This window comes from Candidatus Omnitrophota bacterium, assembly GCA_041653595.1.
GTDB lineage: Bacteria > Omnitrophota > Gorgyraeia > Pluralincolimonadales > Pluralincolimonadaceae > Pluralincolimonas.
Window position 1 is genome coordinate 14,482 of record JBAZFB010000001.1, and the last position, 19,353, is coordinate 33,834.

The 19,353-nt window shown below is 49.5% G+C and carries 20 protein-coding genes; 1 reads left to right on the top strand and 19 read right to left on the bottom strand.

Going from position 1 to position 19,353, the window contains the following annotated elements:
* Window positions 1–15 precede the first annotated feature (15 nt).
* From WC317_00065 to WC317_00080, 4 genes are read right to left on the bottom strand one after another with little or no spacing between them, the layout of a single operon-like run.
* Window positions 16–186: a PLD nuclease N-terminal domain-containing protein gene (locus WC317_00065; GenBank protein MFA5338531.1), complete on the bottom strand. Its 171-nt coding sequence runs from the start codon at window positions 184–186 to the stop codon at window positions 16–18.
* A gap of 56 nt (window positions 187–242) precedes the next feature.
* Window positions 243–1,421 (bottom strand): patatin-like phospholipase family protein, encoded by a 1,179-nt coding sequence (locus WC317_00070; protein ID MFA5338532.1) that lies wholly within the window; start codon window positions 1,419–1,421, stop codon window positions 243–245.
* A gap of 43 nt (window positions 1,422–1,464) precedes the next feature.
* On the bottom strand, window positions 1,465–2,859 hold the full coding sequence (locus WC317_00075; GenBank protein MFA5338533.1) for a glycoside hydrolase family 1 protein: 1,395 nt from the start codon (window positions 2,857–2,859) through the stop codon (window positions 1,465–1,467).
* Between the two features lie 32 nt (window positions 2,860–2,891).
* Window positions 2,892–3,086, bottom strand: a complete 195-nt coding sequence (locus tag WC317_00080) for a DUF3185 family protein (protein ID MFA5338534.1) — start codon at window positions 3,084–3,086, stop codon at window positions 2,892–2,894.
* 189 nt (window positions 3,087–3,275) lie between these two features.
* On the opposite strand from WC317_00080, the gene WC317_00085 reads away from it, so the two are divergent.
* On the top strand, window positions 3,276–3,932 hold the full coding sequence (locus WC317_00085) for a hypothetical protein (protein ID MFA5338535.1): 657 nt from the start codon (window positions 3,276–3,278) through the stop codon (window positions 3,930–3,932).
* Window positions 3,933–4,011: 79 nt separating this feature from the next.
* Here the strand turns inward: WC317_00085 and WC317_00090 are convergent, their stop codons facing one another.
* The 15 genes from WC317_00090 to WC317_00160 form a co-directional block, all read right to left on the bottom strand.
* On the bottom strand, window positions 4,012–4,161 hold the full coding sequence (locus tag WC317_00090) for a lmo0937 family membrane protein (GenBank protein MFA5338536.1): 150 nt from the start codon (window positions 4,159–4,161) through the stop codon (window positions 4,012–4,014).
* Window positions 4,162–4,183: 22 nt separating this feature from the next.
* Window positions 4,184–4,813: a superoxide dismutase gene (locus tag WC317_00095; GenBank protein ID MFA5338537.1), complete on the bottom strand. Its 630-nt coding sequence runs from the start codon at window positions 4,811–4,813 to the stop codon at window positions 4,184–4,186.
* Window positions 4,814–4,844: 31 nt separating this feature from the next.
* Window positions 4,845–7,580: an AMP-binding protein gene (locus WC317_00100; GenBank protein MFA5338538.1), complete on the bottom strand. Its 2,736-nt coding sequence runs from the start codon at window positions 7,578–7,580 to the stop codon at window positions 4,845–4,847.
* The gene (locus WC317_00105) at window positions 7,577–8,344 is read right to left on the bottom strand and encodes an alpha/beta fold hydrolase (protein ID MFA5338539.1); all 768 of its coding nucleotides are present in this window, start codon (window positions 8,342–8,344) and stop codon (window positions 7,577–7,579) included. The genes WC317_00100 and WC317_00105 overlap by 4 nt, the downstream gene beginning before the upstream one ends.
* Window positions 8,345–8,417: 73 nt before the next feature.
* Complete coding sequence (locus tag WC317_00110; GenBank protein ID MFA5338540.1) at window positions 8,418–8,963, bottom strand: YSC84-related protein; 546 nt, start codon at window positions 8,961–8,963, stop codon at window positions 8,418–8,420.
* A 177-nt stretch (window positions 8,964–9,140) separates the two neighbouring features.
* The gene (locus tag WC317_00115; GenBank protein MFA5338541.1) at window positions 9,141–9,692 is read right to left on the bottom strand and encodes a hypothetical protein; all 552 of its coding nucleotides are present in this window, start codon (window positions 9,690–9,692) and stop codon (window positions 9,141–9,143) included.
* 166 nt (window positions 9,693–9,858) lie between these two features.
* A complete protein-coding gene (locus WC317_00120; GenBank protein MFA5338542.1) occupies window positions 9,859–10,449 on the bottom strand; it encodes a PEP-CTERM sorting domain-containing protein in 591 nt (196 codons plus the stop codon).
* 126 nt (window positions 10,450–10,575) lie between these two features.
* Window positions 10,576–11,121, bottom strand: coding sequence for a hypothetical protein (locus WC317_00125; protein ID MFA5338543.1), 546 nt, complete (start codon window positions 11,119–11,121; stop codon window positions 10,576–10,578).
* A 98-nt stretch (window positions 11,122–11,219) separates the two neighbouring features.
* Window positions 11,220–12,218 (bottom strand): LacI family DNA-binding transcriptional regulator, encoded by a 999-nt coding sequence (locus tag WC317_00130; GenBank protein MFA5338544.1) that lies wholly within the window; start codon window positions 12,216–12,218, stop codon window positions 11,220–11,222.
* A gap of 99 nt (window positions 12,219–12,317) precedes the next feature.
* Window positions 12,318–14,930: a glycoside hydrolase family 3 C-terminal domain-containing protein gene (locus WC317_00135; GenBank protein ID MFA5338545.1), complete on the bottom strand. Its 2,613-nt coding sequence runs from the start codon at window positions 14,928–14,930 to the stop codon at window positions 12,318–12,320.
* Between the two features lie 157 nt (window positions 14,931–15,087).
* Entirely contained in the window at window positions 15,088–15,792 is a 705-nt protein-coding gene (locus WC317_00140) for a VIT family protein (protein ID MFA5338546.1), read from the bottom strand.
* Between the two features lie 104 nt (window positions 15,793–15,896).
* Window positions 15,897–16,367: a transcription elongation factor GreA gene (gene greA, locus WC317_00145; GenBank protein ID MFA5338547.1), complete on the bottom strand. Its 471-nt coding sequence runs from the start codon at window positions 16,365–16,367 to the stop codon at window positions 15,897–15,899.
* A gap of 1 nt (window position 16,368) precedes the next feature.
* Window positions 16,369–18,195 (bottom strand): alpha-amylase family glycosyl hydrolase, encoded by a 1,827-nt coding sequence (locus tag WC317_00150; GenBank protein MFA5338548.1) that lies wholly within the window; start codon window positions 18,193–18,195, stop codon window positions 16,369–16,371.
* An 11-nt stretch (window positions 18,196–18,206) separates the two neighbouring features.
* Window positions 18,207–19,181, bottom strand: a complete 975-nt coding sequence (locus tag WC317_00155; protein ID MFA5338549.1) for an L-lactate dehydrogenase — start codon at window positions 19,179–19,181, stop codon at window positions 18,207–18,209.
* A complete protein-coding gene (locus WC317_00160; protein MFA5338550.1) occupies window positions 19,181–19,330 on the bottom strand; it encodes a lmo0937 family membrane protein in 150 nt (49 codons plus the stop codon). The genes WC317_00155 and WC317_00160 overlap by 1 nt, the downstream gene beginning before the upstream one ends.
* Window positions 19,331–19,353 lie beyond the last annotated feature (23 nt).

The following is a 19,353-nucleotide window of genomic DNA, read 5'->3' on the forward strand; positions in this document are numbered from 1 at the left end:
GAATCTAGTCCTCAGCTATTTCTTTTTGCCGAGAAAAAAATACAGCACCATGCCGATAACGGGCAAAAAGAGTATCAGGATGATCCATAATGCCTTTTTGCCTGTCTCCATTGAACTTTTTACTGCATCAAGGATGGCAATAATATCTAGAACCAAAACAACTAGCCCTACTAGCATGCTTCCCATGCGTCCTCCTTTTCCGTCTGCCGATAGGCAGACTTTATTTCCTTAGGTATAGTAAGCTATTTTCCCTCCGCCACAAGCCCGGGCGGAGCCTTGTGCCACTTATACCCTTCTATCGCGTCATCATATCCGCGCTCAAAGAGCCTCTTCATTTCCTGCTTATCGAACATCTCCTGTTGATTAGGCTTAAAATCTTCCGGAATATACGCTAAATTGTAATCCCATCCTTTTTCCTTCGCGAATGAGTATAGATTGTACGTGTCCCCGCCCATTTTTGACGCTGTGGCGGTCTCGATCAGGCGCGAGGTTATCGCAGTCAGATTGTCTTCCACCTGTTTCGAGTGCGGCGACATATAACAACAATTCAGGATATATAACCGCGTTCTGAATCCCTTGGGATCGATCCCGGAAGATCGCGCCGCGGATCCCGCGCCTTCCAATAACGGATAAATATAAAAAACCCCTCCGATGACCCCGCCATCGGCATGCATCTCGTCATAGCGCCTGCCGCCGGCTTCGACTTGAAAATAGACCGGAGGAAGCATAGCCGGATACGAGCATGAGGCCAGGATTATTTTGCGGAATACCTTCACCGAATCCGGGCCTCCTTTGGATGCAAGCGCTCCCATATCCCATATAACAAACTCCTGAGCATCAAGATCCGAGGTCCCCACATATAGCCTGCGCCCCTTCGCATGCTCTTTGGCGATCTTCGCCATCAGATCCTCATTTACCATATCATCTATCTTTTTAGAGAACAGGGATGAGCTGTTCACGGAATTTCCGAATAGGATGCTAAAGATGCCCTTTTGTTTCACCACGTCTTTGGTCGATATCGAGGTAAACAGGTCCGCAAGCTGGTCTTCAGATTCTTTTCCTGAAAACACGGCAATGGCTAGGAGCGACCCGCTTGAGTAGCCTGTAACTATTTTAAATACCGGCCGGGAGCCTTCCTTTGACCACCCTCTCAATAACCCTATACCGTAGGCGCTGTTCGATACGCCGCCTCCGATAATGAGCGCGGGATAGGTCTTTATACCGTCAACCATATAGTCCGATTTACCTTCTTCTTTAAACGAATCTGCCAGGCTTTTCCGCATAAAGAGAGAATCGGCCTTATACGTATAGTAGCGTAGATCCGGCATACCGACAACGACGGCCTTCCCGACAAGATTTTCCGGTACGGCATGCCGCACATGGGCGCAACCTGATGATGCCAGGAAGCAGGATATTGTCACCAGCGCATAAATAACCTTACGATATCGACTCTTCATAATTCTCCTATGGGATCATTATTCCCGAACGGATGATTTCTGCGAATTTTTCTGACGATGGCCGTATTATTCGTTCCTGCGTCGTATAGTCCACCCCTATCAACCCAAATCGCGGGACAAACCCTTCGTTCCATTCATAATTATCCAAGAGCGACCAATAAAGATAACCGATGACAGGGGCCCCCTCTTCCATCGCCTGCGCCACAGCCTTAAGATGCTCTACGATAAATGCCACACGCTCGGTATCATCGTTGGTAGTAATCCCGTTTTCTGAAACCAAAAGGGGCAATTTGTACCGCGAAAATTCTTTAAGGAACATATACAATCCCTTCGGATAAATTTCCCATGAAAGAAAATTATATTTACCTGAATGACGGAACTGTTCTGCGGCTTCGCGCGCATTACCTGAAATTTCCGGGAATCCAAACCCGCGGCTGGTGACAAAAACCCGCGTGTAATAATTCAAACCTATAAAATCCAGGGTTTTTCCTCTCGGCAAGTGAACATAGAAAAATCCTAAAATACAGGCTCTTCCCTGTACCAAAGCCTGGACAAATAATCGGTTAAACATCAAATCGCAAGAACCTGTCGCAACCCGGTCCATTAACGAATAGCCCGATGAAGCCTGGAATACGAGCACGCTTTGGGCAATCCCGACCATAGGCACTTCCCAGCCTTTTTGAGCATAGGTCTCTTTGATCTTTTCATACGCCAGGACATGCCCCAGAAGTAAATTTTTGAAAACTTTTAATGTTTTATCCGTTGATTTTTCTCCCGGCGGCCATTCGCCGCTCATATATCCCCTGAAGGCGTGGACAACCGGCTCATTCAGCGTTATCCAATAATGGACATCGCCTCCGAGAGCATCGGTCACTTTCTGGGCGTATCTGGCAAATAGTTCCGGGGTCTTCTCTGAAAGCCACCCTCCCTGGTGCGCCAGCCATACGGGAACTGTAAAATGATACAAAGTCACAACAGGCTCTATCCCCTTTGACTTAAGCGAATTGATGACCTCGCGATAATGATCCAAGGCAGAGGCGTCAAATTGGCCTTCCCGGGGCTCAATGCGGCTCCATTCAATGGAGAAACGGTGGGCTGTGTGTCCTAAAGTCTGGGCAAGCTTAAAATCCTCTTCAAAACGGTTCCATTGGTCGCACGCCTGGCCTGAACGAGTTACCGGGGGCCGGGTTTGTTCCCACTCCCACCAATCATTATTAGTATTATTCCCCTCGACCTGGTGAGAGGAGGTGGAAGCTCCCCATATAAAATCTTTCGGAAATGTAAACTTGTGCGGTACCGTTTTTGTTATTGCCGTTTTATTGATACCGGCACATCCGCTAAGAAGAAAAACAATCAGCGCGAGGACAATAGAACAACGGCTTTTTTTCGAATGAATTCGCATATTGACCTTAACCTACCCCCTGCGTATCTTCTTTATTTTCGAATTAAACCTAAAAACCCGACTATGGCAGCAGCAAATCCGCCGATCAGTAGCCATAGCGCCTTATCTGTAGGCGCACCCGTGAAAAAGCGCGAGACGTCGGAACTTGCTGAGTGGTAGGCGCTAAACCCAAAAACTAGCAAGATAATCCCTGCGACCAGAAGTGCGGCTGATGCACCCTTATTCATATATCCTCCTATTGTTTGTTTCCTGCTTTTGCAATAATTTTACCACTTTCCTGGAGATAAAACAATTGCGAGATTCCGTATTTTTCTGACTTTTTTCTACTATAGAAATAAGTCAACAAAAAGAGGAATCCGCCAATTTACAAAATACAGGTTTCAGGTATACTTATAATCAGATAAAGGAGGTGCACCATGTTTAGCCGTAAGGGAATGGTTTTGGCGGGGATTTTGAGTGCAGTCTTAATTTTCGTATTCGCGCGATCCGGGTTTTGCGTAACGGCGCCCGGTACGGACAAGGTGCGTCAAGTCTCGGGAGAGATCGTGTGGATCGACCTCAAACAAGGTACATTGCAACTTAGGCAGGAGGGAAACCGCAAAAAAGCGGTTGAGTACAGGATCAACGCGCATGACACGTTTGTTACCGATCCGGCGCGCAAGGAATTCCTCACGCTGAACGACCTGCGTGTAGGCCAGGATGTAACATTAGAGCTTCCCGCCGTCCGCGACTGGAAGATCGTCAGTAAGATAATCGCCGAACCCTTGCCTGTCTTCGAAATAGTTACGGGGGATGTCGTAGCTATAGATACGGAAACAGGGATGATGACCTTGCAGGTAATAGGCCGGGGACAGAACGAAGTGTCATATTTCGTATTTCAGCCGGATGATATCTACTATATGAAGAGCCCGAGCAAAGAACCCGTGCACCTGCAGGTCAAGCGAGGGGACAGGGTAAAAGTTGAATTCCTGCCGGATAGCGGAAAACAGCGCGCGCACTATATAACGCTGATGCCTGCTCCGGCGGCGGGGTCTACCACGACTACAACGACGACGACTACAACGGTTAAATAACCTTACAAACAATTTGCAGAACAGAAGAAATAATAAATCCCTCAACAGTCAACCTGTTGAGGGATTTATTACGCGGCTATTAAAGCGGTTTTCGGCCGCTGATGATACGCAAAAGAACAACGACAATGGCGATCACGAGCAGGATGTGGATAAACCCGCCCAAGGTGTATGACGTAACCAACCCTAACAACCAAAGCACGATCAGAATAACTGCAAGCGTGTATAGCATTATCCCACCTCCTTTCATATGGTTACTTGCTTTCGAGATTATCTTCCGCAAAACTCCAATTGATCAGCTTGTCGAGGACGGCGTTAACATAATCCGCGCGGCGGTTCTGATAATCCAGGTAGTAGGCGTGTTCCCACACGTCGATGGTCAATAGCGGCTTCAAGCCCTTAGTCAAAGGTGAATCCGCGTTGCCGGTCTTGATCACCTTAAGCTTATCGCCATCCAGCACAAGCCACGCCCAGCCGCTGCCAAACTGAGTAGTCGCCGCGGCCGCCAACTCCTTCTTGCACGCATCCACGGTCCCGAAAGAAGCCTCGATCTTTATTTTCAGCGCTGCGGGTACTTCGCCGCCGCCATTCGGAGTCAAGCTATTCCAGTAAAACGCGTGGTTCCACGCTTGCGATGCATTATTGAAGATCGCGGCTTTGTCCGCTTTGCCGGCTGTCGCGGCGATGATTTGCTTTAACGTCATACCGGCAAATTCAGTTCCCGCCGCCAGCTTGTTCAGATTGTCGACATACCCTTTATGATGCTTGCCATAATGAAAACTGATCGTATTCGCGGAGATTGCGGGACCAAGCGCGTCTTGCGCATATGGTAAAGGCGGTAAGACATGCACAGTTGCACTTTCAATCTTGTCATTACTCTCCATTATTCCTCCTTTGTTAGGGTTACTCTCCTTATTATATGCTCCGTTTCCCCTTGAGCTTTATAACCTCTTCCCTTATGCCAAAGGCTATTGCCTCATATTCATCTTTGACCCCCGATCTTAGCCCCTCTTTCATGAGCTCGCCAAAATCAAAAGGCCTTCCAAAAGTTACTTTGATCGGATGAGGCCTCGGAAGCGGCTTTGTCCTCGGCCAGGATTCGTATGAACCCGTCATTAATACGGGAACCAGAGGGACATTCAGCTCTTTCGCCAATATCCCGACCCCTTTTTTGAATTCCTTAATATTTCCGTCGATAGTCCTTTGGCCCTCCGGGAAAATACAGATTATCTTGTCATTTCGAAGAACATAAGAAGATGCCTGCATAGCTTCCACGAAGTGCATACCCGGATCGATGGGAATGACCCTGATATATTTTACGATATTTCTGATTAAGAACTGTTCGAAATAGGCCCTGAAACCTACGAAGAAAAGACTCTTTCGTAAACTCGCAGGCATAGAAGCCTCAATGATAAACGCGTCCAGGTAACTGCCGTGGTTGACGCACAGGATGCACTTTCCCGTTCTCGGGATATTTTCTGTCCCGAAAACCTCAAGCCGCCAGATCACCCTGAAGACAAGGCGTAAAATTTCAGAGAATAGCAGCATCCCTAAAATTGCCATCCGGTTCGGCGCCAGATTGACCTTTTTTATTATATCTTCGGCGGGTTTTTCATTTAAGATCTCATTCCATAGAGCGCGGCTCTTGACCTGCGGAATGAGCTCTCCCTGGACCCCTTCACCCGGGACCAGCCTCTCTATCCCGAGAATAAGTTCTTTAACGGTAGAGGCCTTAGCCATTACCTCATCCGGTATGGTAATGTTAAGCGCCTGCTCCAACATCACCATCAGCTCCACGCGGCCCAGCGAATCGATACCTAGATCTAATTCCAGATGATCGGCCGGGGATATCCCCCTTTTTAACTTCGCATGTTTATTAAGGGCTTCTATTATCCTGCTGCTGACACCGGAAGAGAGCAACCTGAGGTCCTCATCTGTAGCGGGAATTTCCTCCGCCGCGCCGTCTAATTTTATACCTTTAAGCTCATCCAGATATTTTTTCTTAACTTCATATCTTTTTATCTTGCCTAACCGCGTGCGCGGTATGCCCTCCTTTACAATAATAAAGCCCTTGATGCGTTTGTAGGGAGCAAGTCCTTCAGACAGGTTTTCCAGCTCCCACCTGATCGTACTGTTAAGATCGACCTCTCCCTTCTCGCGGCAATAGTCAGCGTCAGGCACCACTACGGCGGACAGCCTCTCTTCCTCCGTTCCGCCGACGCCAAGGACGCATATTTCTTTAATGTAAGGGCTCTTGGTATAATGGGATTCTACCTCTTCGGGATAGATGTTTTTCCCGGAGCTTAAAACAATTATCTCTTTCTTCCTACCTGTAATATAAAGATAGCCGTCCTTGTCTATACGGCCAAGGTCGCCGGAGTAAAACCAGCCGTCCTTTAAAACGCTCGAGGTCTCGTCCGCCCGTTTATAGTAGCCTTTCATGACATTGGGGCCTTTGATCACCACCTCGCCCATACCCGCTGCGTCGGGACTGTCAATTTTCAATTCCACATCCGGGATCACTCTGCCGACAGAACCGATCTTCGGCTTCTTTAACGGGTTGAAAGCTACTACTGGCGATGTTTCGGTAAGTCCGTATCCTTCAAGTATAGTGAAACCTATTTTCACAAGGAATCTCGCCGCTTCTTCATTTAACTTTGCGCCGCCGCAGGCAAAAAATCTTAAAGCCCGCCCGAATGGCCGGTGTATTGCCGGCAGGGCAAACCTGCTTAAATTTATTCCGCTAAACCTTCTTATTAGCCATAATATCTCTATCAGCCCTAAAAGAGGCATCCTTAACATAAACGGTATCTTCTTTATCTTATCCGATATACTCATATAAAACAGGGAAATGAGCTGCGGCACGCCTACCAATACCGTTACCCCTGCCTCCCTCATCCGGTCCAGCAATTCATCGCTCCTAATGCTCGAAGTATACGTGACCCCCGCGCGGCAGAAAAGAGGCGTGATCAGCGTGATCATAAATGGGTAGGCGTGATGCAACGGCAATATCGATATGAAAATATCCTTATCCGAGAAGAGTTTCAGCTTGTCGATACTTTGAAAATCAGAGTAAATATTCTCATGCGTGAGCATCACCCCTTTTGGCTTATCGGTGGTGCCTGATGTATAGATAAGCGAAGCGATATCTTCGGAAAGGACCTCGGGCCATGCGGCGCCTTCAGATGAAGTAAGTTTTACCTGAGACAGGCCTATAAGGTTATCCTTTTGAATATCAAGGTCCAGGATGACGATCTTGTCCAGCCCTGACTTTATCTTATTAATATTTTTCGCCTGAAAAACGGCATAGGAGACAAATATGACCTTTGCGGCGCAGTCATTGATGAGATTTCCTATCTCTTGTTCGGTCAGCTGCGGATCTAAAGGAACGCAGGTAAGGCCCGCAGCCATTATGCCTAAATAGATCACCGCCCATTCCGGACGGTTCTCTAAACATATAGCCGCGAAGTCCCCCTTCTTAAAACCCTCTTTAATAAGAAACGCGCCTATCCTCAGGGAGAGGTCTTCTGTTTGCCCATATGTCCATCTCTCCCAGGCAGGGCCTTTTTTTATCTGAAGGCACACCCTGTCTGAAAACCGGGAAGAAATTTGGGCAAATATCTTATGGATGACCATATCTTCCTTTTTCATAGTGTACCAAGAAACCATTTTTTTACTTCTGTGACGAATTGCCCGGGATAATCCCGCATTAAGTACTCTGCGTGCGGCCCGTTCTTTATAATGATCATTTTCTTCGTCCCGCTTGCCTTTTGGTATAGGGCCTCGGAATGCCACGGCCTGATCACCCAATCCCGGCTGCCGTGCATGAACATGATCGGAATGGTGATCTTACCGACGTTATCAATGGGCCTCTTCTTAGCCAGCCAGAATGGCCCCGGTCGCACGCCTTTACCGATTTTTCCCTTAGGATCCGATAAAATGTACGCCACGTCACCTTTCCAGTCAAGGGCCCATACCCAGTAATCAATTCTCGATATATTCGACGGCGCGCTGACACAAATAAAACTATCCACGCGTTTATCATTAGCGAGGAGATTAATACTGATGCTTGCTCCCATAGAAAAAGCAACCAACCCGATCTTAGGGTATTGCGGAGCGATAAAATCTAATACCGCCCGTAAATCATTCTCTTCCCGGCTCGTCCAGGTAAACACGCCGCTGCTTTTGCCATGCCCGCGAAAATCAAACATAAAAATATCGTACTCTCCGCCAAGCGCCTGAGTCAACTGCTGCAAAAGCAGGCACTGTTTACTATTATAATAACCATGCGCAATAATGATAACGGCGAGCCCGCCATTCTTAAAATGCTGGAATGATATTTTCTGGCGGTCAACGGTGGCAAGCGTACCGCTGACTACCGCGGGAATAACTGCTTCAAGGCCCGGCGTTTTCATCGCCTTCTCCCCGGATATAAAATGTCCGCCCCGTTAGAGGCGGACATTTGTATTGTGAGAACCGATTATGCATCTATCTTTGGAGCTTCGTGACCTTCGCGCCGTTCAGGCTGAGGTCATACATCAGTCCTTTTTCTCCGAACACGAACGCGACGATCGGCTTGTTGGAAATAGCGCTGCTCATCTGGGTGCCTGCCCCGAGCGCTATGACAGCTACGGATGCGTCAGCGCCGATCTTCCAGCCCTGGCTATCCCTGAAATTCTTCAAAGCCTCATCGGTCATGAACGCGATTATAATGGTCTTCTTCTGCCCGCCAAGCTGGAATCCTATCGAAGCGGCGGCAGTACTATAATAATCGACCGTCTTACCGCGTATCCTGAGGGCCCCTTCTCCGTATTCTCCGCCTATTCCAATAGCCCCTTTAAAGACTGACGGAAAAATAAGCAGACCCTTCGCCTTATCTATGACGTCACCGCCTCCTTTTATATCCTGAAGGGTTTTAAGCGATACATCCACTCCGGCATCTATATCCTTTGCGCTTACAGCATACGAATACGTCTCCAGGCAAAACATTACCGCAAAAGCCATGCATAAAACAGCCAACGCTCTCTTTACCATACGCATTTTTCCCATCTTCGGCTCCTTTCTATTGTTTTTGACCGTATTGCTTAAGAACTTCATCTTCGTTTTGACCTATCTCTCCGGATATACGTAATTATAGACGCATAAAAAAATATGAGAATTGGCTAATTCACCTTTTTATTGACTTTTTTCCACCGAGCACACCACGAATCGTCACATAGGGGGCAAGGAGCTGAAATTGGCATCATCAAAATAGCAGCACCCCCCTGTCTTCTTTTTGGCAGCCTGGATCACTGCCTTGATCTTTGCTTTAGCGGCGCCTGAGGGCGCAATAACCGCCGGAGTTGATAAAAGCTTCCAAGTATCGCTGGCGACGGTAAGCGGAGGGCTCTTTATCGGCTCACTTATTATGACGTTATCGGTAGTGCACCATTCTATCTGTATCCACGCTTTAGAATCGCCGGAAATAGAGTCGCCGGGCTTGCCTAAAATATAGACGCTCGCTTTATACTGCATGCCGGGAATTATTTTTATGTACTGTTCAAATGATCCGTCTCCATAATCCCAAACCCAAGTCTTTCCGGATTGTTTGCCGCTCCTATAGGTTCCCGTATCATATGTGGCGTCGCCGTACAAACCCCATCCGGACGGACCAGCTTTTTCAAAACCCGGGTTGACAAGCAAATTACCTTGCTCAGCGAACGAGGATAAACCAACAGAGCTCAGGGCAAGGACAAGAAAACAAATAAGACATGATCTTCTCATCCTTATGTTCCTCCTTTTATTTAGCTGGTTTTATTATAGGGGTAATGTCTTGCTATATCAAGGATTTTTGGGTATCAGGGAGGGATTTACTCGCGGAATTTGAGGCCACTATTAAGAAAATTTTGGGGCAGGGATCTTGGACCCCTGCCCCATCTCTAAACGAAACTTACTTAACTGACTTTTTTCTGTTGAAACCAAACAAACCGACCAATCCTGAGCCGAGCAAAAGCATGCTTGCCGGTTCCGGAACTGCCTGCGCATCAAAGTTGGCATTGTCGAAGTAGACATCATTGCCGCTATGGCTAGTAGGAGATACCAGAACATAACCCAGCTTTGCCGTCGTGGCGCCGTCCGGCGCTACCGTCCATGGAGTTTCAAAGTACGTCCAGTCGGTATTAGCGGTTGTAAGCTTGGCGCTCTCTACGGCCGTTCCCGCACCATCCCACTGGAACTGTATCCAAGCGCTACCGGTATCTAAACCGGCAGATTTCAGATAGCCGCTTGCCTTATAGGCAACACCCCCCGTAACATCAACCGTCTGTTCGAACTTCCCATCGGCGTAGTTCCATGACCAAGCATGCGCTGACTGGGCGCCGCTCATCTTTACCTCTGTAACATAGTTGCTATCACCCCAGTTGCTCCAACCAGTGCCGGTTTCAAACCCAGGGTCGCTGAGCAAGTTAGCGGATGCTGTTGACGGCGTTGAGATAAGCGCGACTGCCATGATCACCAAAGTTGCAAAATAGAATTTCTTCATTTAACTATTTCACCTCCTCTCTTTTCTTTATTCTTGTATGTTTCTGCTCACGAGAGCAGAAACATTAAAAATCTGTCTCTAATATCCTTCTCATCGGGAATAAGATCTGTTGCTTACATTAATATATTACGGGACCGTCCTGAAATCCGCATCATCAAAATAGCAAGACCCCGGAGTGTTCTTTTGGGCAGCCTGGATCACTACCTTGATCTTTGCTTTAGCGGCGCTTGGGGGCGCAATAGCCGTCGGAGTTGATAAGATCGCCCAAGTGTCGCTGGCGCCGGCAAGAGGAGAGCTCTTTACCGGGTCACCAATTATGGCGCTATCGGCAGTGCACCATTCTATCTGTATCCACACCTTAGAATCGCCGGAAATAGGGTCGCTGGGTTTACTTAAAACAGAGACGCTCGCTTTATACTGCGTGCCGGGAATTACATCGACATACTGCTCGAATACTCCATCGCCATAATCCCAAGCCCAAGCCTTTCCGGATTGTATACCGCTCTTATAGGTTTCAGTATCATATGTAGAGTCGCCGTACAGATCCCATCCAAGCGAATCAGCTTTTTCAAAACCCGGGTTGACAAGCAAGTTACCGTCAGCAGCGAATAAGGACAAAATGAAGAAAGTCAAAACGAAAACAAGAATACAGCCTACGCATACCCCTTTCATGCTTCCCTTCCTCCTTTTTTTGATGCCTATGCTCTCGTGAGCATAAACATAGGTTACCATATAGGCTTTATAATGTCAAGCCGATTTTATTGCTTTTTTTAGGTTGATTTTCTAATAACAAGTTTTGGCTCAAAAAAACGCGTGTAGTCCTTATTTTTGCCTTGGGGGATGACATTTTTGATCAATGTCTCGGCAGCCGCAAAGGCCATATCTTTTACCGGCTGAGAAATCGTAGATAAGGAAGGAGAAAAATTTTCACAGCTCGGTATATTGTCAAAGCCGATCACGGCTATATCTTTGGGTATATCCCTGCCGGCTTGTTTAATAGCTGACATCGCCGCAAGGGCCATCCTATCGTTTGCGGCAAAGACAGCGTCGGGGGGTTCTTTTAATGATAACAGCCTTTCGATGGCCAGTTTCTCATAATTAACATGATTATTATCATCGTTATATTGCACGTATTCAATTATTACCTGTTTGTCCGCCTCTTGTAAAGCTTTTTTATATCCTCTGAATCTATCCTCGGCATCCACCCAGTTCTTGTGGCCATGAATGAACGCTATCCTCTTGCGGCCGGAATCCAATAAATATTTTGTTGCCAGATAGCCTCCCGTAACATTATCGCAGTCGAAAGAAGAAAGATCCTTAAGATGCGAACATAAAAGGACTAAGGGTACCTTTTTATCCTGCAATCCAAGCACGTCTTTATAATTGTCTTTTCCGATAGCCGGCAAGATAAAACCTGATACTGATTTATTCAGATACGTATTCAAACATTCAAAACTATTAAATTTATCCTGGGTAAATAACATGACTTGATAGCCTTCTTTCTTGGCGGCTTCACTTACACCTTTGATTATTTCCTGGACATAAGGCTCCATACTAAAGAGGCCTCCTCCAAAGAAAAGAAGCCCAAGGACGTTTATTTTTCCCGAAAGAAGTCTGGCGGAATGGATATTAGGAGCGTAGGGTTCTTTTTTAAGGTAATCCAGCACCAAAGCGCGGGTTTTTTCCGAAACATACCTGTCTTCCCTTAAGACCCGCGCTACGGTAAACCTTGATACTTTTAATTTTTTTCCTATTTCCCTAAGGGACATTGAAGCCTTAATCTCCTTCTCTCCTTAATTAGCTGGTTTTATTATAGGGATAATATCTTGCTATATCAAGGATTTTTGGGGATTAAAGGCGTCATCTCCCTATCGCCCCGCATACGCAAAGCGGGTCTGGAGCCGGATGTCGCGGGATGAACTGCCGACGAGAATGTCGAATTCGCCGGGTTCGGCGACCCAACCCTTCGCCTCAGCGTCGTAGAACGCGAGGGCTCGCTCGTTCAAACGGAAGATGACCTGCTTCGTTTCGCCCGGCGCCAACTCCACCTTCTCGAACCCCTTGAGCTCCTTCACGGGGCGGAGCAGGCGGGACTCGACATCGTGGACGTAGAGTTGCACGACTTCCTTGCCCTTGCGCTTGCCCGTGTTCGTGATGTCCACGCTAGCGACAAGGGTCTTGGGGTCCACATTCAGGTTGCTGTACTTGAATGTCGTGTAGGACAATCCGTGCCCGAACGGGAAAAGGGGTTCCACGTTCCGAGTGTCGTAGTAACGGTAGCCGACCAGCAGGCCTTCCTTATACTCGCAGTCCTTATCGTTGTACTGCCCGATCGCGTGGGCTGGACAGTCCTCGAGCCGCTTGGGAAACGTGATCGGCAGCTTGCCGGAGGGGTTGACGTCACCGAACACGATGTCGGCCACGGCGTTTCCGGCTTCCATGCCGGCATACCACGTCTGGACCACGCAGGGCACTTTGTCGATCCACGGCATCTCTACGGCGCTGCCGGAGATCAGGAACACGGCAGTGCGCGGATTGGCCGCCGCGACTGCCTCGATCAACTCGTTCTGCCGCCCGTGCAGCCGGATGTCACGACGGTCCTCACCCTCCATGTCGTACCGATGGTTCTGGCCCGCGAACACCAGCACGGCATCTGCCGCGCGCGCCGCCTTGATCGCCTCGGCAAATTCGACTTCGGGGCCGACGCGGGAGTCCGGCCGGACCCAACCCAGTTTGACCATCGCATCGCCGCTGGATTCATAGTACTCCACCTCGAAGCGGTAGGTCTGGCCCGCGGCCAACTCGATCTTCGCGTCTTTCCGTTCCTCTGCATGATCGGCCCAGTTGTCGATCACCACCTTGCCGTTGATCTTCAGCCTCGAACCGTCGTCGCTCGTGAGGCCCAAGTTATAGATCCCGTTGGCAGTCGGCAGGATATCAGCCGTCCACCGCGCGGAGAAGTTATCCTTGGATACACCTGCGGCCGGACCCAGGTCCTTCCAGTTAAAGTCCATGGCCTTCTCATACCGGATCTCGACCGGCTGACCATTCAGATTACGGTTGTTGAAGTACTCGCCCTTCCAACTCCGGATGTTTGACTTGGGATCCGTGGTCTGCACATACTTATCGCTGATCGCTTCGAAGACCGTGGCGTCGCCCGTGTCCCGGTAGCCCTCCACGTACGTGATCTTAACCATTCCCCCGCCCTTGCGTTTCAGCCCCTCGAGCGGGGTGATTTCGTAAAGCGCGCGGATCGCCGAACTGCCGCCTTGATTCGCATGCTGCATGACGGCGTTCTCGCCGATCACCGCGAGCTTCAGTGTCTTGTTAATGTCGAGCGGCAGGACGCCGTCGTTCTTCAGCAGCACCATCGCCTCGCCGGCGACATCCCGGACCGCCTGCTGGTTTGCGGCGGTGTTGCGCGATCCGGTCTTGCGTGTCGACGGATCAAGCATACCGGCCCGGATCATGAAGCGGAGGATCCGCCGGACCTTGTCGTCGACGACGCTCTCCGGAATCTCCCCGCGCTCGACGGCCTGCCGAAGGGGATTCGCAAAGAAGAAGGTGTCGTAGTTGTCCGACGTGCCCATCTCTATATCGAGCCCGTTCACCGCGGCATCGCGCGTGCTGTGCGTTCCGCCCCAGTCCGAAATACAGACGCCGTCGAACCCCCACTCCCCCTTGAGAATGTCGTTCACGAGGTACTTGTTCTCCCCGCACCACTGTCCCCGGAACTTGTTGTAGGAGGTCATGATAGTCCAGGCACCCGCGCGGACGGCCGCCTCGAACGCCGGCAGGTAAATTTCGCGCAGGGTGCGCTCGTCGGCCACCACGTTGACCCAACCGCGGTTCCACTCCTGGTTATTCAGCGCGTAGTGCTTCACGCACGCCGCCACATCGTTGCTCTGGATGCCGCGCACCACCTCGGACGCCATCTGGCCGACTTGGTACGGGTCCTCGCCGTAATACTCAAAATTGCGGCCACAGACGGGAGTGCGGACGATGTTGATGCCGGGGCCCAGGAGGATGTCCTTGTTACGATGACGCGCCTCCGTGCCCAATGTTTCGCCGAATCGGCGTCCCATTTCCCGATTCCAAGTCGATGCCAGCGCGGAGCCGGTCGGGAGATAGGTCACGTAGTCATCCTCCCACCCCGCGGGCTCCCAGGAGTTGGCGGCGGTTTCGCGCCGTACTCCGTGCGGGCCGTCGGACATCGCCACACGGGGGATCCCCAGCCGTTCAATCCCGGCGGTATTGAACTTCGAATTGGCGTGGCAAAGCGAAAGCTTTTCGGCCAGCGACATCTGCTTCAGCAGGTCATTGATGCGTGTTTCAATTGCCGGCACCGGCGCGAGGTTCTCAGCTTTGTCGATAGCGGTCGCGGCAACAGCTTGAGTTTCTGATCCAAAACCCTGGAGTCCGCCGCATGATATAGTGAATGTTACCAGAAGTGTGACGAAAATGTACTTAAACATATTCATACCTTTGCTCCTTTTTATACAAATCATTTAATAATAGCTCCTTTTTTCATTGTTTCTCTTTATATTGCCCACGTGGGCATAGTTTAACACATAATCACCCTTTTTCAAGAGAAATTTACTGCTTTTTTTATGGGAATTCTTGGCAAGGCTACACCAATTACACGATTTTTCCAAAAAGGGCACCCACGGCGGCCGTCAACGCCATTGCTAATGCTCCCCAAAACGTAACGCGAATAGCTGCTCTCGCTATGGGTGCTCCGCCTACGAATGCCGCCAGCGCCCCTAACCCCGCGAGAAAAACAAGCGTGACCCCAAAAACAACGGGAACCAATTTCGTTCCCGGAACTACAAACACGATGAGAAGCGGCATCGCTGCGCCGACAGAAAAACTCGCTGCCGATGCCCACGCGGCTTGTAACGGGTGAGCGATGAAATTAAGAGAGATGCCGAGTTCGTCACGGGCGTGTGCCGACAATGCGTCATGGGCCATCAATTGCTCGGCAACCTGTTTTGCGAGCGGCGGATCCAGTCCCCGGCCCTCGTAGATTGACGCCAGCTCCCTGTGCTCGTTTTCATTATCTACATCGAGTTCCTTGCGCTCGCGCGCCAGGTCTGCTCTTTCGGTATCGGCCTGTGAGCTTACCGATACGTACTCGCCGGCCGCCATTGACATCGCCCCTGCGACCAAACCGGCGACGCCGGCGACCAATACTGAACCTCTAGACGCGTGAGCCGCAGCTACGCCCACAATGAGGCTTGCGGTTGATACTATCCCATCGTTCGCGCCCAGAACTGCGGCACGTAACCAACCAATCCGGTACGTACGATGATGTTCCCTATGACTACTTCTGGCCGCCACCATTGTATCTTCCTTTCAGCCGAGGGAAACCTCTCTAATTTAGCTGGTTTTATTATAAGGGTTATATCTTAGTATTTCAATAATTTTTGCGGAATTAGAGAGGGGTTTTATCGCGAAATTTTTAATATTTTGTAGTGTAGAATACCTGCCGGAATTTTTATCTCTATTGCTTCGCCCTCTTTATGATTTATTAAACCTTTGCCGACAGGCGATGAAACGGATATCTTCCCCTGCTTATAGTCCGCCTCTACCTCAGAAACCAGCATATACACTATCTTCTCTTCTGTATCCAGGTCCTCGAGCTCTACTGTCGCGCCGATCAAAATCTTGTCTTTAGGCATCTCTTCATCATTAAGAATACGCACATAGGCCAGCTTCGCTTCCAACTCGGCTATCTTTTTTTCATTAAAAGCCTGATCTTCCTTGGCGGCATCATATTCGGAATTCTCAGAAATGTCTCCGTGATCCCTGGCTTCTCCTATAGCTTTCGATAATTGCCTGCGCTTCACCGTTTTTAAGCGCTCCAGGTCCTTTACCAATTTTTGATAACCTTCTTCGGTCAGATATATATCGCTCACATTAGTTATCCTGCGAAAATATTACTACTGTGTATGGCCCGATATTGATTTTTCCGGAGCAAGGCAACCCATCGATTTTTTCCTCATGGGCCTCGACATCAGGGGTAGGATGATTTGCAAAATTTGGGCCGTATTTATATGAGTCGCTGTTAAATCGCGTTTTCCACAATCCGGCCCGCGGAAAACCGATGACATAACCATCGCAGTTTTGATTTATCATATTTACCACCACAACTACGCTATCGGCCGGGCCTTGTTTGTCCCAGCGATGGAAAGCGATGATCTTGGCTCCATCGTCAAAATGATAGATATGGGTATTTTGACCGCACAACCCACGCGTCACACCCGATAGATTGCGCCGCAACGCGATCAGGTCCCTGTACATTCCAAAAATACCGTGTTCATCCTCAACACGGGACCAGTCGATCGGGTCTTTATCCTGGAACCAGCGGTCTTCCAGCAACTCTTGCCCTTCAAAAATCATCGGGATGCCCGGTGAAGTAAGGACAAGAGCGCCGGCCAAAGTAGAACGTTTCTTGGAAAACCAGCTATCCACCTTGCCCGGCCAGATCTCCTCCGGCACCCTGGACCGGCCATTGGCGACCTCGTCATGGGACTCTGTATAAATAATCCGCCGAAAGACGTCTAGATCGTAACGATGCTCGATAGCTTTACTGACTGCCCCCAGATCACGGAGTTTATCATCACGTGTGATGACGGCCTGGCGAACGGGGTGAACGAATTCGGCATCCCATTGCGCGTTAAAACCTGCGCCGCCCGCTCCTACATTTTTGATGACCCAGGGGTTATTTTTCATGCTTTCGCCGATGCTGATCTTGCCGGGAAACAATTGTTGGATCTCCGTATTGATCCACTGCATCAAGCTCCAGCCTTCGGGGATGGCATTAGCCGAATTGTTGTCACTACCGTCAATGCTTTTGATATAGGCTATCATGTCCCAGCGTAATCCGTCGGCGCGGTACTCCTCGAACCACATCAGGGCGTTATCGCGCAAATATTGGCGCACTTCGCCCCGGCCGTAATCGGGGCGTGTCTCGCCCCAGGGCGTTTGCGAGCAACGATCATTGTAAAAGAAGATTCCTCCCTTATTATTTTCGCTCCAACCGTCAAACTGCCACAAACTAAGATCGCCCGGGCCAAAGTGGTTGTAGACGACATCTATGATAACAGCGATACCATGTTCATGGGCCGCCTTCACAAATCGCTTGAGCGCATCCGGCCCGCCGTAAATACTCTCAACGGCAAAGGGAAGCGCCGGATTGTAGCCCCACGAAAAATCACCTGCAAACTCCGCGACAGGCATCACTTCGATGGCATTGATACCCAATTTTTTGAGATAAGGGAATTTTTCAATGGCACTATCAAAAGTGCCCGGTTGTCCCTTTTTTTTGACGTTAAAAGTGCCGATGTGCATCTCGTAAATGACAAGCTCATTCCCCGTGGCCATATGAAACTTATTATCACCCCAGTCAAAGGCTTTGGGGTCATAGATAACTCCGTTGCCGGTTGAGCCGGTCACCTTTCTGGCATAAGGATCGATGCGGGAAAGAGGAGGAAGCTTCCAATCGACAGGGGTGTGGATCATATACCTGTACTCATCTCCCGCTTTTGCTCCCGGCACGCCGATCGACCAGTAACCGCCCTCTTCTTTGGCCAGGGGTATCGAGGTATCGTTCCATTCGTTGAAGGTTCCGGCCACATAAACCTTTTCTGCATGCGGCGCCCATACGCGAAACGTTACACCCCTTGCACCGGGTATGGCCCCCATGCTCGGGCGCTTTATCGCGTTATTGGTTTTTTTTGGCATCCTCTTTTCTCCTACAACCCGACTTCTTTAATAACTTCTTTGATAGCGCTTGAAGATTTTTTGAGCGCCTTCTCTTCTTTTTTAGTAAGCTCGAGTGTCAAAAGCCCTCTAACGCCGTTCTTGTTAACTACGGCGGGAAGGCTTAGATATACATCGCGCATATCCAGATAACCGGTGATCAGGCTTGACACAGGCAAGACCGCGTTTTCATCATGAAGGATCGCCTGTGTTATCCTTGCCAAAGACAGGCCGATCCCATATGACGTCTCGCCCTTCTTTTCTATGATCTTATAGGCGGAATCCCTTACTTCGAAAAATATTTCTTCCAGCTTTTCCTCGTGGCGGCACCCGTGTCTGTCGCCGCACACTGAACAATAATTTTTAAACAAAACCCCGCCGATCGTAGCGTTACTCCAAATAGGCGATTCACTATTCCCGTGCTCGCCCAGAATATAGGCATGGACGTTGTGCGGATCTATTTTACAGTGCTTGGCTAAAAGGAACCGGAAGCGCGCCGTATCCAGAACCGTCCCGGAGCCGATCACTTCATTTGCCGGCTTAGACGAAAATTTGTAAGCCGCGTACGATAGGATATCTACGGGATTGGTTGCAATCAAGAGGATGGCCGAAGGGGCATATTTGACTATCTGAGATACTACCTGCCGGAAGATCTCTACATTGTCTTTGGCAAGCGCGAGCCTGGTCTGGCCGGGCTTTTGCTTCTTACCGGCGGTTATCACCACCAGATCGGAATCTTTTATATCCGGGTAGTCTCCGGAGGCGATCTCAACCGGTGAGAGATAAGGCGCGCCGTGGGACAGGTCCATGACTTCCCCTTCAAGGCGCTTTTTGTCCATATCGGTTATAACAACGCTTCTTGCCAGCCCTTTCATGATCAGCGCGTAGGCATAACGCATCCCCACGTTACCGCAACCGATGATTGAAACCTTTGGTCTTAATTCAGTTGTAGATTTACTGGTGGCGATCAAAGCGGTTTACGTCCGCTGATCAAACGCAAAAGAATAACGACAATAGCGATGACGAGCAAGACGTGTATAAACCCGCCCAAAGTGTATGAGGTGACCAGACCTAACAGCCAAAGCACGACCAAAATAACCGCGATTGTGTATAACATGCTCCGCCTCCTTTTATGATGAT

Excerpts from the sequence above, each read along its gene's own strand:
- WC317_00065 (MFA5338531.1), bottom strand. The coding sequence starts at position 186 with ATGGGAAGCATGCTAGTAGGGCTAGTTGTTTTGGTTCTAGATATTATT.
- WC317_00075 (MFA5338533.1), bottom strand. The coding sequence starts at position 2,859 with ATGCGAATTCATTCGAAAAAAAGCCGTTGTTCTATTGTCCTCGCGCTG.
- WC317_00080 (MFA5338534.1), bottom strand. The coding sequence starts at position 3,086 with ATGAATAAGGGTGCATCAGCCGCACTTCTGGTCGCAGGGATTATCTTG.
- WC317_00085 (MFA5338535.1), top strand. The coding sequence starts at position 3,276 with ATGTTTAGCCGTAAGGGAATGGTTTTGGCGGGGATTTTGAGTGCAGTC.
- WC317_00090 (MFA5338536.1), bottom strand. The coding sequence starts at position 4,161 with ATGCTATACACGCTTGCAGTTATTCTGATCGTGCTTTGGTTGTTAGGG.
- WC317_00095 (MFA5338537.1), bottom strand. The coding sequence starts at position 4,813 with ATGGAGAGTAATGACAAGATTGAAAGTGCAACTGTGCATGTCTTACCG.
- WC317_00100 (MFA5338538.1), bottom strand. The coding sequence starts at position 7,580 with ATGAAAAAGGAAGATATGGTCATCCATAAGATATTTGCCCAAATTTCT.
- WC317_00105 (MFA5338539.1), bottom strand. The coding sequence starts at position 8,344 with ATGAAAACGCCGGGCCTTGAAGCAGTTATTCCCGCGGTAGTCAGCGGT.
- WC317_00110 (MFA5338540.1), bottom strand. The coding sequence starts at position 8,963 with ATGGTAAAGAGAGCGTTGGCTGTTTTATGCATGGCTTTTGCGGTAATG.
- WC317_00115 (MFA5338541.1), bottom strand. The coding sequence starts at position 9,692 with ATGAGAAGATCATGTCTTATTTGTTTTCTTGTCCTTGCCCTGAGCTCT.
- WC317_00120 (MFA5338542.1), bottom strand. The coding sequence starts at position 10,449 with ATGAAGAAATTCTATTTTGCAACTTTGGTGATCATGGCAGTCGCGCTT.
- WC317_00125 (MFA5338543.1), bottom strand. The coding sequence starts at position 11,121 with ATGAAAGGGGTATGCGTAGGCTGTATTCTTGTTTTCGTTTTGACTTTC.
- WC317_00130 (MFA5338544.1), bottom strand. The coding sequence starts at position 12,218 with ATGTCCCTTAGGGAAATAGGAAAAAAATTAAAAGTATCAAGGTTTACC.
- WC317_00135 (MFA5338545.1), bottom strand. The coding sequence starts at position 14,930 with ATGAATATGTTTAAGTACATTTTCGTCACACTTCTGGTAACATTCACT.
- WC317_00140 (MFA5338546.1), bottom strand. The coding sequence starts at position 15,792 with ATGGTGGCGGCCAGAAGTAGTCATAGGGAACATCATCGTACGTACCGG.
- WC317_00150 (MFA5338548.1), bottom strand. The coding sequence starts at position 18,195 with ATGCCAAAAAAAACCAATAACGCGATAAAGCGCCCGAGCATGGGGGCC.
- WC317_00160 (MFA5338550.1), bottom strand. The coding sequence starts at position 19,330 with ATGTTATACACAATCGCGGTTATTTTGGTCGTGCTTTGGCTGTTAGGT.